The organism is Flavobacterium poyangense (assembly GCF_011751075.1).
GTDB classification, from domain to species: Bacteria; Bacteroidota; Bacteroidia; order Flavobacteriales; family Flavobacteriaceae; genus Flavobacterium; species Flavobacterium poyangense.
Genome location: NZ_JAALLN010000004.1, coordinates 222,618 through 237,883, shown reverse-complemented (window position 1 = coordinate 237,883; position 15,266 = coordinate 222,618). Strand labels below are relative to the sequence as shown.

Genomic DNA, 15,266 nt, shown 5'->3' with positions numbered 1-15,266 from the left:
ATTTTGGACAACCTTTTTTGTTTTATCGTTTCAAAGCAAAATGCCCCGTAAATTCTGCTCCGTTCAAACGGGTAACGGTAAACCAATAATCAGAAGCTGGCATATCCTGACCGTTATAAGTCCCGTCCCAGGAAGTATTGACAGTTAGTTCTTTGATGAATTTTCCATATCGGTCAAATATTCGGATTCCTGTGTTGGGAGCTAAATAATTAAAATCAATAGTCCAGGTATCATTATAAGGATCATTATTAGGAGTAAAGAACTTCGGATAAGGGAGTTCATTTATATATTTAGCACATTCAGCAGTTGTGGCTTCAGCGATTTTTATGGTTATTGGAGTTCGTACACTTTCACATTCCTTAATGGTTTGAGAAGCATAATAAGTCACTCCATTTTTAAGAGGAGTTGATTCAGATAAAGTTGCCCCGGCTGTTATCGCATTGTACCATTTTATGTTTTGTCCATTAACTTTTATTTTGTCAATAGTAGCGTTTTCCTGTACGCAAAAAGATTGATTTGCATGAGCAATCGGCGCTTGCGTATCTTGAATTTCGATATTAATTGCCAGCCTTTGGCTTTCGCAGTTGGTATCGGTTTGACTTACATAATAAGTGCGGTTTTCAAGAGCCATTGTACCGTTTAGAAGATTTCCTGCCGTTGCCACATCATACCATTTTAGGTTTTGCCCCGTAATAATAACAATATCATTTAGTGTGGCATTCGCATCAATGCAGAAAGTTTGTGTGGTTTTGGCGGTAGGTAAAGGAGTATCATTGATGGTTACCAATACCGCTATTCTGTCACTTTCACATCCTATGGACTGTGATACATAATAAGTAGTGTTGTTCTGTAACAGTGTGTTGCCCGGCAATGTAGCTGCAGAAATAGCAGAATTGTACCACTTTAGATTTTGTTCATTCAGAATAATATCATTTAGCGTGGCGTTTTCGCTTTTACAAAACTTAGGATTTAAATCACCCGTAGGGATTCCCGGTGTATTTTGAATGGAAACTGTAACGGCTAATCTTTTACCTTCGCAAGAATTCAGTGTTTGCGAAACATAATAAGTAATACCGTTTTGCAGATTAGTAGTATTCGGTAAGCTGTTTCCATTGGTAGGTGCGTCATACCATTTTAGGTTTTCTCCCGTAACGACAATGTTGTCCAATGTCGGATTTAGACCCGTACAAAAAGGTTGATTGGCATCTCCGGTTGGGGCGGGAGTATCGTAAATTTGTATCTTTACAGCAGTTCTCTCACTCTCGCATCCACTTACGGTTTGCGATGCGTAATAACTGGTATTGTCCTGAAGTAAGGTAGTATTGGGTAAAAGTGCTCCGCCAATTATAGCATCATACCATTTTATATTTTGTCCACTTGTAATGTTGATTGTATTTAAAGTTGCGTTTTCCTGAATGCAGAAAAACTGAGACGAATTTATATTTGGCCATGGAGGACTGCTTATGACAACTGTTTGATTTTGGTTTACAGTATTTCCATTTCCATCATCGTAGTTCCAGACAATGGTATAGGTTCCGGTTAATGCATACGATAACGGGTTTGTGGTTGTTCCTGTAATTACGCCTGCACAGGCATCGGTAGCTTTAGGAACTATCGTTATTGTTGTATTGCAGTCGCCGGTTATAGTTGGAAGTGTAGCTAAATCAGGAATAGGAGCGACAAAATCACCAACGACAACATTGATTTTTTTAGTGTCATCACAACCACCGGTTCCGGTGATGGCACAATTATATTCTCCATTGTTTACTATGGTTGCATTAGTTATAATTGGATTTTGTACTGTAGATGTGAAACCATTTGGTCCTGTCCATACATAATTTGTGCCTCCGGAGGCTTTTAGTTCTATTGAATTTCCTATGCAGACTGGGGAGTTGCTTTCTACCTTAGGATTACCTAGTATATTGGTTTCTTGAAATTTCATTAAGAAATAATTATAAAACCCAAGAACGTTAGATTGATAAGAACTGGCATCTGCAATACCATTATTTTCACTAGAGATTCCACTAACAAATATGTTATTGTTTCTGTCTAATGCTATTTTTACTGGATTATAACTGGAATCTCCTCCAATATCTGTTCCCCATATAAAATCTGCCTCTTTAGAAAATTTGGCAATATATCCTTCAGAATCTTTTTCTGACCTATAGGAACAAGTGGTAGTTAATTTAGGATAAGCAAATCCAAAGTTTTCAGCACCAAGATATAGGGAGTTGTTTCTGAATACAATAGAATAAACATGAGTCTGACCAATATAGGTACCCCAGATTCTTTTCCCATTCGTGTTTAATTTTGCTAAAAAACCCTTATACATATAGGAATTACTACTGTCAAAACGGTTCGGAGTAGTGATATTATTATTGCTTGCTGTTTGTCCACCAACATAAATATTATCCTCATCATCAATCTCAACTGCATATATATAGTCAACCTGTTCTCCTCCATAATAAGTAGACCATATTCTTTGGCCATTTAGTGAAAATTTGTAGACAACTCCATCCGGATGAGTAATTGGGTCATGTAATTCTTGAAAAACTCCAGGTGTAGAAATATGGTTAAAGCTGTATGTTGTACCACCTAGAACTAAGAAATTGTTTTTTACTGCAATGGTATTAAGCTGATCACGATTTTCACCTCCTACATAAGTACTCCAAATTAAATTACCTGCCGATCCAAATTTAGTTAGATACCCGTCAATAGTAGAATTAGGATCTTGATTGAGATGTGTTTGGAAGTTACTATTTATAGCAATACCAGTTGTACTAGTAGTTTCGCCAATCATATAAATATTATTGTTAGTATCAACATCGATAGCATTGCCCAGTTCTTGATATTCACCACCAAAATATGTCCCCCATAATCGAACACCTGAACTATTAAATTTTGCCAGAAAAGCGTCCTGATATCCTGATAAAGTCGGGCTATAAGATCCTGTTGTACTTATATTTGTTTGATCTTGTGTCGTGCCTGTTACCACAACATTATTCTGAGAGTCTATTTTTATATCAGCTATATCACAGTAATTTTGCCCGCCATAATAAGTCCCCCATAAACGTATTCCACCAGGACTAAACTTTTCAATCACTCCATTTAAATATGGAGAAGATGGTGTCGTTTGATGAGCACCTGTTGTAGCATATGATGAATTTAAGGCACTTGTACTCCCTGCTACATATGCATTTCCAAAAGAGTCCGTACTAATACTTGATGGTTTAAGAGAATAATGTACTCCGGTTTGGTCTCCATAAAAAGTCCCCCACAATCGATTAGGCACCGGATCAATAATCACAGTTTTATCAGAAACAGGATCAGAAGTTTCAAAACCATAAACTCCTTTTTTTATTTTTCTGTACCCAACTGCTATTTCTTTTTTGGTTGTGCCTTCCTCAGTCCAGCTTGCGGGAAGTGTTTCTTCCATTTTTCCAAAACGAACATTCATCTGGATTTTGTTATCAACCAATTCTGTTTCAGCACCGCTAAATTTTAATTTAATAGCCGAAATTTCTCCTTTTGGATGAACAACAAAATTGTATTCCACTACTTTTTTCGGATCGTTTGGAATTGTAAAAACAACATCAATATTAGGGTAAATGTTTTTGTAAGTGATTTGCTTGTATTGATGTACTCCAAGAATACCTTCAGGTTTATTGGGTACATTGTAATAATTGTCAAAATCTTTTGCTACCTGATCGGTGATGAATTCAACCTTAGGATTCGAATTTACAAAGTCAATATCAATCCTGTGAAATTTATACTCTAAGTTATATTCCGGTTCTTCAGGGATATCTTCTTTAGGGTTTTTATAGGGAAGTGTCTTGGATGTTTCCTTGCGTACTGTCGATATTTTTTTAGCTTCATAAATGTCATAGGAGAAGCCATTTTTTCTCAATTGAACATTCAATCCTCCTGTGTTAAGTAAAAATTTTACAACAGGATTCGACTTGCCCTTCTGATCGATAATTTGCCCTTTGTTCTCCTTAAAACCGATAGATTGGTTTTTGTTTTGAGAAAATATTGGCATGGAAATCAGTAACAACAGAAAAAATAAAATCCGCTTCATAGGTAGGTATTAGTACTTCACAAATGTAATTAAATATCCACAAAATAAAGCCAAAAATCCCAACTCCAAGCAATAGTAAAACCGCCGAAATCTTTTCCTGAAAAGATTAGAAATATCCCGTATTTTTGCAGAAAATATTTCCTTTTGAAAACTAAGCTTTTTGTAATCACGCCACCATTTACTCAACTGAATACTCCGTATCCGGCAACCGCTTATATTAAGGGGTTTCTGAATACAAAAAATGTAGCATCCGTTCAGGCTGATTTGGGTATTGATGTGATTCTGGAATTGTTTTCTAAGAAAGGATTGATTGATTTATTTGCCGTTTCAGGTTTCAAATTTGAAAAAGCCAGTGCTGAAGTTTCCGATAATTCCAAACGTATTTTTGCTTTACAGGACGAATACATCAAAACGATTGATGCGGTAATTCAGTTTCTACAAGGAAAGAACCCAACATTGGCGTTGCAAATCTGTCAGGAAGATTTTTTGCCGGAAGCCTCTCGTTTTGCACAATTAGAAGAGCTTGATTGGGCTTTCGGAACAATGGGAACGCAGGATAAGGCCAAACATTTGGCTACTTTATACCTGGAAGATATTTCCGATTATATTGTAGAATGTGTCGATGAGAATTTTGGCTTTAGCCGATATGCTGAGCGTTTAGGACGTAGCGCCAATTCTTTTGATGAATTATATGAAGCCTTGCAGCAAGAGCCAACCTATATAGATTCTATTTTAATTTCGCTATTGAAAGCTAAAGTAGAAACTGTTCAACCGACTTTATTTCTGATTTCTGTTCCTTTTCCTGGGAATTTATATAGTGCTTTCAGATGCGCACAATGGGTAAAAACGAATCATCCCGAAATTAAAATCTCAATGGGAGGTGGTTTTCCAAACACCGAATTGCGTTCTCTTTCTGACACACGAGTTTTTGAGTTTTTCGATTTTATCACTTTAGACGATGGTGAAGTGCCAATTGAAGAGTTAATTTTCAATCTGGAAAATCCAAATTCTAATTCTTATAAAAGAACTTTTTTATTGGAAAATGGAGAAGTTGTTTACAAAAACAATTCGCTTAAACACGATTACAAGCAAGCCTATGTAGGTACGCCGGATTATTCCGATCTGCCTTTGGACAAATATATTTCGGTAATCGAAATTGTAAATCCAATGCACCGAATGTGGAGCGACGGTCGCTGGAATAAATTGACCATGGCGCACGGTTGTTATTGGGGAAAATGTACATTCTGTGACATTTCGTTAGACTATATAAAAGTGTATGAACCGGTGGCGGCCAATTTGCTTTGTGATCGAATGGAAGATTTGATGCAGCAAACAGGTCAGAATGGTTTTCATTTTGTTGACGAAGCCGCTCCACCTGCTTTGATGCGTGCTTTGGCGCTGGAAATTTTGCGCAGAAAACTGGCTGTAACCTGGTGGACCAACATTCGTTTTGAAAAAAGTTTCTCTGCCGATTTGTGTTTACTGTTGAAAGCCTCAGGCTGTATTGCCGTTTCCGGAGGTTTAGAAGTAGCTTCAGACCGATTGTTAAAATTAATTGACAAAGGAGTAACCGTAGAACAAGTGGCCAAAGTAACCCGAAATTTTACCGAAGCCGGAATTATGGTGCATGCCTACCTGATGTACGGATATCCAACGCAAACCGTTCAGGAAACCGTTGACAGTTTAGAAATGGTGCGACAACTATTTGAAGCCGGAATTTTGCAATCCGGTTTTTGGCATCAGTTTGCAATGACCGCACACAGTCCGGTTGGATTATATCCGGAGAAGTTTGGCGTAACCAAAGCAACAGAAGCTATTGGAACTTTCGCTAATAACGATATCGATTATACCGATTCTACCGGAATTAATCATGATAAGTTTAGTTTCGGTTTAAAAAAATCGCTCTTTAATTTCATGCACGGAATCTGTTTTGATTACGAATTACAGGATTGGTTTGACTTTAAAATTCCGAAGACAAAAATTGATCCCGATTTTATCTTTAATGCACTTGAAGAAGGAAACGATTTTAATACAAAACCAAATGCAAAAGTAGTTTGGCTAGGTGGAAAACCGACTGTAGAACATTTTACAAAATCTAAAAAAGGCAGAACCTGGGAAATGCTAACACTTACTTTTCACGATAAAAAAGAAAGTTTTAAGATTCAAACCAATACCAATGAAGGAGAATGGCTTGTTGAAATCCTGAAAAAAATAACCATTTCAAACAGTAAAAATTACACTTTCCAGGAAATAAAAACAGATTTCGAAACGCAACTGGATGATTTTGAATTGTTCTGGTATTCAAAGCCTGTTAATACTTTGCGAGAGTTTGGGTTGTTGGTTTTGTAATTAATTTAAGTTACTAGTTGTAAAATGTGAAATGTAAAATGTGAGATGATAGCCTGAAAGAGCGAGGCTTTAATTAACGGATTTTCTTCCCTTTAGCTGAAGCGTTAGAATTTAAGTAATCTGACACAACTATATGTTCGTACGATGTGATAGTAGTCAATTAACCAAAACTTATTACTTTTCACATTTTACAGTATACATTTTACGGTATACATTTTACAGTATACATTATTATTCAACTAAAAATTTGAGTTAATTAATATTCCACACATTCACCATCATTGGGAATAGCCGTTTTAAATAAAAGACTATTATATTCTAAAACAAGTTTTAATTCATCCCTTGTTGTCGGGCAATGATTTAAGGCTTCTAAATGATTGGCAAAAACTTTTCCGGGTGCTAATGTTATAAATTTCAAAATGTCATTCATTCTCATTAATAAAGGCTGTCCAAAATCTAATCTTGCGGTGCCACAGGCAACTGTTGCAATATCTGGTTTTAATTCTGTCAGTACTTTTTCTACCTCTTTTGTGAGTATAGTATCAGAACTAATGTAAACCGATTTTTCATTTTTGAGTTCGATATGAAAACCCATTACATTTCCCATTAATTTTGAGACAAAACCGTAACCGTGTACTGCAGGTATACCAGTAATTTTTCCGTCTAAAAAATCTTGCGGTTGCCAATACTCTAAAGTTTGAGCAATAGTAACCCCTCTTTTTGTCAGCGCATTTTCATCTTTTGCACTACAAATTACAGGAATCGATTTTCTTCTTAAAAAAATCTCACCGGCTTTATCAAGATGATCCGGATGCAGATGTGTAATGAGGCAATGTGTTACTTTACTAAGAATTTCACGGCTGTTTTTGGGCAGCGCTTTTAGCGGATTTCTTTTTGGTTTGTAACGAAAAAGAGTAAAAGGAGCAATAGTTTTCTTCTTTCCTAACATGGGATCAATTAAGATCACATGCTTTTCTGTTTCAATAACTAAAGTGGCGTTGCGCAAATGATGTAATTTCATATCGAAAAGATTTGATATTAAAAATACAAAATTATATAAATTAAAATTGGTGGATTACATTGTAAATCGAAAACCTATTCCGTGTAGGTTTTCAATTGATATTCCTGTTTCGTTAACCAAAATTTTACGCAGGCGTGAGATAAAAACATCCAGACTGCGTCCCATAAAATAGTCATCATCGCCCCAAAGAGAGGTAAGGATCTGTTGTCTTTTTAAAACCAGATTTTTGTTGTCTACAAAAAGTTTGAGAAGTTCTGCCTCTCGTTGTGTCAGACTAATTTTTTCGGTTTCATTAAAAAGGATAAAATTTTCGGTATCAAACTGATATTTACCAACTTCATAAACCGATTTTTTGACGGCATTGTTTTTTTGCGAACGCTTTAGGAAAATTTCAATTTTTAGTAGTAATTCTTCAATACTAAAAGGCTTAACAAGATAGTCATCAGCTCCGAGACGTAACCCTTTGATGCGGTCTTCCTTTAAGGTTTTGGCTGAAAGAAAAATGATAGGAATATCAGTATCAATTTTTCTGATTTCGGTTGCCAGCTCAAAACCATCCATTTTTGGCATCATGATATCAAAAATACAAATATCAAAATCTTCCTCTTTGAAGGTCTCTAAACTTGATTTCCCGTTAGAACAATGCGTTACATCATAATTGTTTTGCTCTAAATTATCTTTAGTCAGAAACGCTAATGTCTCATCATCTTCGGAGTACAGAATTCTAAAATTTTTCATTTTTTATACGGAATTGTCAACGTTATTGTGATGCCTTTTTCGGAATTATTTGTGGCATTTATTTTCCAGGATTGTAAGGTACAAATTTCTTTAACATAATACAGACCAAGGCCAAAACCATTTACTTCGTTACTTTTTTCATTTTGAATGCGGTAGAATTTATCAAAAATAGATGAAATGTTTTTAGAGGTTATTCCAATTCCATTATCGATGAATTCTAATTTTAAAGTTTGATTTTCTTTCGCAATCCGGATCAGAATTTCGGGTTTTTCATTGCAATACTTTACGGCATTGTCCAACAGATTGTAAATTAAATTGGAGAAGTGAAAAACATCGGTTTCGATTTGATAATCGACAGAATCTGCCTCTGTTCTTACAATGGCTTCCGGGCATTTTAATTGAACATTGGTAATGATTTCTTCTATAAGCGGTACGATCAAAACAGATTCTGTTTTTAACTCCAAAGGGGTATGATCAGATTTGGCTACACTTAGGATCTTTTCAATATGATTGTTCAGTTTGTGGCTTTGTTTGATAATAATATCCGTATAAGTATACAATTTCTTGTCTTCTTTAATCGGATGCTGTTCAATAAGATATTTTGAAGCAATTAAAATGGAAGATAAAGGAGTTTTAAATTCGTGTGTCATATTATTGATGAAATCACGTTGCAATTCGGAATATTTTTTCTGCTGTAAAAGCGTAAAAATCGAATAAACATAGATCAATAAAATCAGAATCAAGGCGATAGAAAGCACAAACCAAAAACGCATCGAACTAAATAAATAAGTAGTTTCATTTGGAAAACGAACAGCAAAATAATAAACCAGATTTTTGTGTTTCGGAAAATGAACAGTTTGTTGCGATTTTTCCTTTTGAGACAAAGAAATGTAATTTCCGTATACCATTTCATCACTCTGACAATTGTACATCGCAAATTCAAAATCAGTGGTGATATTCATCTTTTTGAATTCGGATCTTAAGTAAAACTCTAAAATGTCGGGCTCAAAATCATTTTCGACATTGACGATATAATAATCATTAGCAATTTTTTGTACCGGGTTGGTACAAGATAGTTCGTGATTGGTACCTTGATATAGTTTTTTGGCAACTTCTAACAGGGCAATATGAGCTTTTTGACTCAGCTTTTTTTGTTCAAGGCTAAAAGCCTCTTTTGTCCATAGTAATTGTGCAACCAATATACTGATAATGGCGACTAATCCCAGAAGGATAATACTATTGAGTTTGTTTATTTTCAAAGCAAATGCAGTTTACAAGTGTAATATTAATCAAAAATTAAATCAAAAACACCCATTAACAAGTCGTTAACAAAGATTTGAAACCGCTTAACAGCGAATTGTTTTCTTCTAAAGTACTTTTGAAATGTGAAATTTAACTAATAACCACTAAATAAAAATACTATGAAAATAATTAAAATTTCGATGTTAGCTTTAGCGCTAGGATTAATGTCTTTTTCTGCGATTGCACCGGTACAATCTTTAGTTGCTACTCCAAATACAGAGAATGCTACAGCTTCTACAATTGTTTGGAAAGCAGAAACAATTGATGTTGGACAAATTCCACAAGGAACTCCAAAAGTTATTGTTTACGAATTTAAAAATACTGGAAAAACAGCAGTTGTAATTACAAATGTTCAGGGATCTTGTGGTTGTACTGCTACAGATTATACTAAAGAACCAGTTTTACCTGGTAAATCAGCAAAAGTAACAGCTACTTATAATGCAGCAAACAAAGGTGGTTTTACTAAAACGGTTACGGTAACAACCAGTGCCGAAACTACACCTAAAGTCCTTACTTTAAAAGGAACAGTTATCTAAGAGTTTTAAATAGATTAGTTATAAAGAGGAGAACTCCGGACATGTAATGTGTCCGGAGTTTTTTGTGTTTATAAAATACTGGTAATGTTTTAGTTGTTCTGTGTAATATTTTTTTAACAGGTATTTTTTTAAGAAAACTTTTTTACTTTTATTATAAAGAACATTACAAAAGCGAGTACAGACTAATAACGTGAAACGGATTATTGAATAGTAATTATAAATCAGTAAAAAAAATCCTTTTAATCAATGAAATCTGCGGCAAAAAAATGGATTATTTATAAGTTTTAAAAACGCTCAAATGAGAAATAATATATTTAAGTTTGTTTCCTTACTGTTGATTTCAGGTTCTATGATGGCAAATGTTTCTCTCCCGAATATTTTTGGTGATAATATGGTTTTACAACGCAAGTCTGAAGTTAAGATTTGGGGCTGGGCAAATCCGCAAGAAGAAATCAAATTTGTCGGAAGCTGGGATAACAAAGAATATAAAGTGAGAGCAAATAATCAGGCGTTATGGGAACTAAAAATAAACACTCCCGATGCTGGCGGCCCCTTTACGATTTCGATAAAAGGGTACAACGAAATTGTTCTTAAAAATATTTTGATTGGTGAAGTTTGGGTTTGTGGCGGACAATCCAATATGGAAATGTCAGCAAGTTGGGGAATCGATAATGGAGAGGAAGAAATAAAAAATGCAGCAAATCCTGATATTCGATTTTTTACCGTTCCCAAATTAACTGCAACCACACCACAGAACAATCTGCTTGGCAACTGGACCGAATCGACTTCAGAAAGTATGAAGTATTTTAGTGCTGTGGGTTATTTTTTTGCTAAGCGTTTAAGAGAAGACTTGAAAAATGTCCCGATCGGCTTGATTTCTTCGAATTGGGGAAGCACTCCCGCTGAAATCTGGATGCCTGAAGATGTGGTTCTGAGTGATGCTGTTTTGCTGGAAAACGCCAGAAAATTAAATGAGCAGGATTATGGACCGAGATTGCCCGGTCGTGCTTACAATGCTATGATTTATCCGTTTGTCGGGTTTAAAATTGCCGGAGCGATTTGGTATCAGGGGGAGTCTAATGTAGGATCTGCCGTCTACGACAGAACATTGGCTGCCTTGATTACTTCATGGAGAAAAGCATGGCAGGATGACTTTCCGTTTTATTATGTGCAAATCGCACCTTTTAAAACGGGAAATAACAATTTTTCAAATGTTACGATCAGAGATTGCCAAAGAAAAGTACTCAATGAAGTTCCGAATACCGGGATGGTTATGGTCAGCGATATTTCTGATACAATAGATATTCATCCCAAAAATAAAAAAACAGTTGGGATTCGTTTAGCTAATCTGGCTCTGAAAAGTACTTATAAAATCAATTTAGGGTTAGTAAATGGCCCGCTTTTTAAAGGCTTTGAAATTGACAAAGACAAAGTAATCCTTTCTTTTGATTATGCCGAAGGCTTGTATTTTAAAGATAAAGTATCAAATCAGTTTGAGGTTGCGGGGATTGATGGTGTTTTTTACTCTGCTGAAGCTTTAATTAAAAATAACCAAGTGGTCTCGTGGAGTAAAAAAGTTAAAGACCCTGTTAAAGCCCGTTTTGCCTGGGGAAACACAATACAATCGGATTTGTTTAATACAGCTAATTTGCCTGCTTCGTGTTTTATTACTGAATAAGTTTAGGATAAAAGTTTGGTAACACTTTTAATGTTGAAATCTATTGGAGAAATGGCTTTCATGATGTATAAGTCTAATTCTTGTCAGCCCAAAAAACGTCTCTCTAACTCAGAAATATATAGAATCAATAGAACCAGAAAAATAAAAAAATCCGTTTTTATCCGCGTCTTTGCAAAGTAAATCCGTCTTATCCGCGTCTAAATAAACGTCCTGTTTTTAATTAAGGAATTGGCATTTAGAAGTAATTGTATTATGCTGCAAATGCAAGAGCGGCAAGAATATGTTCTTTTTTTAATTCAGGGAAGTCTTCTATAATATCTTCAAAAGACATTCCTGTCGATAACCAGGAAAGAATATCAGAGACACTAATTCTTGTTCCTGTGATAACAGGTTTGCCAAATCTGATGTCAGTATCTATAGAAATGAATTTTTGCCAATTAATATCCATAATTTTATTGTTTAAACAAATTTACAAAAATAAAGCGCAATTAGGATTTAAAATAATTAGGATTGTTTTTTACCTTTAAAATCGATAACCATTAAACCTATACAATGAAATATAACAGATGTGGAAAAAGTGGATTACTCTTACCTGAAATTTCTTTAGGATTATGGCATAACTTCGGATCAGTAGATAATTTTGATACTGCTGAAAGTATTGCCAAAGAAGCTTTTGATAAGGGTATAACTCATTTTGACTTAGCGAATAATTACGGACCGGTTCCGGGTTCTGCCGAAGAGAATTTTGGCAAAATACTATGGCATAATTTTCAGGGAAATTTGCGTGATCAGATCGTGATTGCTACCAAAGCAGGTTATACCATGTGGGATGGGCCTTACGGAGATTGGGGTTCACGTAAATATTTATTATCAAGTTTGGATCAGAGTTTAAAAAGAATGAATATTGATTATGTGGATATTTTTTATTCCCATCGTCCTGATCCCGAAACGCCAATTGAAGAAACCATGATGGCTTTAGATCATGCCGTAAGATCAGGAAAAGCGTTGTACGTCGGAATCAGTAACTATTCGGCGGAACAAACCAGAGTGGCTGTTGAGGTCTTAAAACAATTGGGAACACCTTGTTTGATACATCAGGCCAAATATTCGATGTTGGAACGTTGGGTAGAAAATGGGCTGTTGGATGTGTTGGAAGAAAAAGGAGTAGGCTGTATTGCATTTTCACCATTAGCGCAAGGTCTTTTAACAGATAAATATTTAAACGGAATTCCTGAAAATTCAAGAGCACATAATCCAAACGGACATCTAAAAGAAGATGAAGTGACACAGCAACGTATTCAGAAATTAGTTCAGTTAAATGAAATTGCTCAAAGCAGAGAACAATCTTTGGCGCAAATGGCTCTTGCCTGGCTGCAAAAAGACAAAAGAATTACCTCCGTATTAATTGGTGCGAGTTCTGTGAGACAATTGAATAATAATATTGATTGCCTGCAAAAACAAAATTTCTCTTCAGACGAATTAAATGCGATCGAATCGATTCTAAAATAAAGGTGTGATTAAATATTTTCAATTAGATAGTCAGGTGAATTATCGATTTAAAAGAAATCAAATGATCACACCGTAGAGAAGCACAGCAGTGCTTCTCCCAGGTTTACGATCGCGTGTACTTCTCCTATGATTTACGATCGTGTTTATATCCACATTAATTTAATGATGTAATGATGCAATATTAAATAACAATAAATGTGATTAGATCGTAAAGTAAATTAAAAACAACAGTATTAAAAAAGCAGAAGTGCATTAAAGAGCTGAGAGAAAAATATAAGAAGCAATAATAGATTTTTTATAGATTATTATTTGGCCTGTTCAAGTTTTGGACAGGCCTTTTTTGTTGTGTAAGGTTGGTATTTTGTTTGTTTTATTTTTGTAGGAATTTTTAGGTTGTGTTTATTTCTTTATTTGCTCTGTTTGAATAAATTTCGGCTTTTTTAAATTTTTTAATTAAAAATAAATTACCCTAAATTTTAATAGGTATATGTTTAGTTTTTAGTTTTTAACTTTTAATTTTTGAATTTTTATTCGTAGTTATTTTTAATGTACCCTAGTTTTTTTATGGTATTTGTGTTTTTTATGTGTTATTGAATTTTTAAAAACAAAACGCTGTAAATATCAAATAATGATTATTGGAAGCTAATTTTTTGTAATCCATAATTCTCGCTTTAAAACAGAAAAAAAGTAGTTTTTGATTCTTGTACTCCTGTAAAAGTTAATAAATTCGCTAAGGAAAAGAAGAAGTTTAAGGGACGAATTTGAGGTTTTAGAGATGACTTATACTAGTAAATAGATATATAAAAGAATAACTAACCAAAATCAATTAGAAACTAAAAACCAATGAAAACATGAAAAAAGCATTTCACATTTTAGTCGCCATGTTAACCAGTTCTTTTGTATGTGCCCAAGATGATAGTGAAAAGCCGGCTTCTCCTGCAACTACTTTTGCCGGATCTGCCGACGCATATTATAAATATGATTTTTCTAAACAAATGAATGGATTGACCAGTTTTACCAACTCACAGGACTCGTTCGAATTAGGGATGGCTTCCATTGAAGCTTCGCATTCTTTTAAAAAAGGATCCGTTTTTGTAGATCTGGGTTTTGGAAAAAGAGCAGGTGAATTTTCGTATAATGAAACAACAGACAAAGATATTACCGCTAAATTTTTAATCAAACAATTATATTTTACCTACGATATTACGGATAAGTTTAAAGTAGTGGCGGGTAGTTTTGGTACTCATATCGGATATGAATTGGTAGATGCAGTAGATAACAAAAACTACAGTATGTCGTATGCTTTCTCCTATGGACCCTTTTTTAATACAGGTTTAAAAGCACAGTATACATCCGGAAGATTTTCAGCAATGTTCGGAATAACAAATCCGACTGATTTTAAATCTGCGATGGATGCGGGGACAAAACAGAAAACCTATATAGGCCAATTGGGATATGTTGGAGATACGGGAAGTGCTTATTTGAATTTTACTTCGGGAAGTGCTAATCCGGCATCAGAAGAAAATAAAACGCAAGTTGATTTTGTGGCCACTAAATCATTAAATGATAGTTTTGGACTTGGTTTTAACGCGACTTATGCAAAAACAACAAATGATTTGGACAGTACATTAGATGGAGAGTGGTTTTCATTAGTAGGATATGTCAATTATGCCTTCAAAGAAACTTTAAGTCTCGCTTACCGAACGGAATTTTTTAATGCTAAAGGCGCCGCTTCAAGTTTAGGGGCACTTACGGGATCGAACGTATTTGCGAATACGGTTTCGCTAAATTATAAAGTCGGAAAGTTGACTATTATTCCTGAGTTGCGATACGATACTGCATCTGAAGATATTTTTAAAAATAGTGATGCTCTTCCAACAAGTGGAATGTTTTTTGCTTTACTCGCTACAACATACTCTTTTTAGGAGATAAAGATTGATATTTTTTTTTTTTTGAAGCTGTCAGAATGTGCAAATGTTCTGGCAGTTTTTTTTTGAACTAGATATAAGTTTAATGTGAAACGTTTATTGTGAAATGTTAGTGCTGGTGTTGCTC

The 15,266-nt window shown here is 34.8% G+C and carries 10 protein-coding genes; 5 read left to right on the top strand and 5 right to left on the bottom strand.

The genetic code is table 11. The features are described 5' to 3' along the window. Positions 1-22: 22 nt before the first annotated feature. Positions 23-4,078: an Ig-like domain-containing protein gene (locus tag G3A47_RS10560; protein WP_166922126.1), complete on the bottom strand. Its 4,056-nt coding sequence runs from the start codon at positions 4,076-4,078 to the stop codon at positions 23-25. A 144-nt stretch (positions 4,079-4,222) separates the two neighbouring features. Here G3A47_RS10560 and G3A47_RS10555 point away from each other — a divergent pair, with 144 nt between their 5' ends. After that, positions 4,223-6,427: a B12-binding domain-containing radical SAM protein gene (locus G3A47_RS10555; RefSeq protein ID WP_166922125.1), complete on the top strand. Its 2,205-nt coding sequence runs from the start codon at positions 4,223-4,225 to the stop codon at positions 6,425-6,427. Between the two features lie 256 nt (positions 6,428-6,683). Here the strand turns inward: G3A47_RS10555 and G3A47_RS10550 are convergent, their stop codons facing one another. From G3A47_RS10550 to G3A47_RS10540, 3 genes are read right to left on the bottom strand one after another with little or no spacing between them, the layout of a single operon-like run. Further along, on the bottom strand, positions 6,684-7,448 hold the full coding sequence (locus G3A47_RS10550) for an MBL fold metallo-hydrolase (protein ID WP_166922124.1): 765 nt from the start codon (positions 7,446-7,448) through the stop codon (positions 6,684-6,686). Between the two features lie 54 nt (positions 7,449-7,502). Then, a complete protein-coding gene (locus G3A47_RS10545) occupies positions 7,503-8,186 on the bottom strand; it encodes a response regulator transcription factor (protein WP_166922123.1) in 684 nt (227 codons plus the stop codon). Continuing rightward, entirely contained in the window at positions 8,183-9,445 is a 1,263-nt protein-coding gene (locus G3A47_RS10540) for a sensor histidine kinase (protein ID WP_166922122.1), read from the bottom strand. Before G3A47_RS10540 ends, G3A47_RS10545 begins: the two co-directional genes overlap by 4 nt. 162 nt (positions 9,446-9,607) lie before the next feature. Here G3A47_RS10540 and G3A47_RS10535 point away from each other — a divergent pair, with 162 nt between their 5' ends. Beyond that, on the top strand, positions 9,608-10,024 hold the full coding sequence (locus G3A47_RS10535; protein WP_166922121.1) for a DUF1573 domain-containing protein: 417 nt from the start codon (positions 9,608-9,610) through the stop codon (positions 10,022-10,024). A 298-nt stretch (positions 10,025-10,322) separates the two neighbouring features. Further along, on the top strand, positions 10,323-11,702 hold the full coding sequence (locus tag G3A47_RS10530) for a sialate O-acetylesterase (protein WP_166922120.1): 1,380 nt from the start codon (positions 10,323-10,325) through the stop codon (positions 11,700-11,702). Positions 11,703-11,952: 250 nt separating this feature from the next. Here the strand turns inward: G3A47_RS10530 and G3A47_RS10525 are convergent, their stop codons facing one another. Beyond that, positions 11,953-12,150 (bottom strand): DUF433 domain-containing protein, encoded by a 198-nt coding sequence (locus tag G3A47_RS10525; RefSeq protein ID WP_166922119.1) that lies wholly within the window; start codon positions 12,148-12,150, stop codon positions 11,953-11,955. A gap of 104 nt (positions 12,151-12,254) precedes the next feature. On the opposite strand from G3A47_RS10525, the gene mgrA reads away from it, so the two are divergent. Together mgrA and G3A47_RS10515 are read left to right on the top strand one after the other, a co-directional pair. Then, a complete protein-coding gene (gene mgrA, locus G3A47_RS10520; RefSeq protein WP_166922118.1) occupies positions 12,255-13,211 on the top strand; it encodes an L-glyceraldehyde 3-phosphate reductase in 957 nt (318 codons plus the stop codon). An 851-nt stretch (positions 13,212-14,062) separates the two neighbouring features. Continuing rightward, positions 14,063-15,136, top strand: a complete 1,074-nt coding sequence (locus G3A47_RS10515) for an outer membrane beta-barrel protein (RefSeq protein ID WP_166922117.1) — start codon at positions 14,063-14,065, stop codon at positions 15,134-15,136. The last annotated feature ends 130 nt before the right edge of the window (positions 15,137-15,266 follow it).

Coding starts and splice junctions, on each gene's coding strand:
- G3A47_RS10560 (WP_166922126.1), bottom strand. CDS start 4,078: ATGAAGCGGATTTTATTTTTTCTGTTGTTACTGATTTCCATGCCAATA.
- G3A47_RS10550 (WP_166922124.1), bottom strand. CDS start 7,448: ATGAAATTACATCATTTGCGCAACGCCACTTTAGTTATTGAAACAGAA.
- G3A47_RS10545 (WP_166922123.1), bottom strand. CDS start 8,186: ATGAAAAATTTTAGAATTCTGTACTCCGAAGATGATGAGACATTAGCG.
- G3A47_RS10535 (WP_166922121.1), top strand. CDS start 9,608: ATGAAAATAATTAAAATTTCGATGTTAGCTTTAGCGCTAGGATTAATG.
- G3A47_RS10530 (WP_166922120.1), top strand. CDS start 10,323: ATGAGAAATAATATATTTAAGTTTGTTTCCTTACTGTTGATTTCAGGT.
- G3A47_RS10525 (WP_166922119.1), bottom strand. CDS start 12,150: ATGGATATTAATTGGCAAAAATTCATTTCTATAGATACTGACATCAGA.
- mgrA (WP_166922118.1), top strand. CDS start 12,255: ATGAAATATAACAGATGTGGAAAAAGTGGATTACTCTTACCTGAAATT.
- G3A47_RS10515 (WP_166922117.1), top strand. CDS start 14,063: ATGAAAAAAGCATTTCACATTTTAGTCGCCATGTTAACCAGTTCTTTT.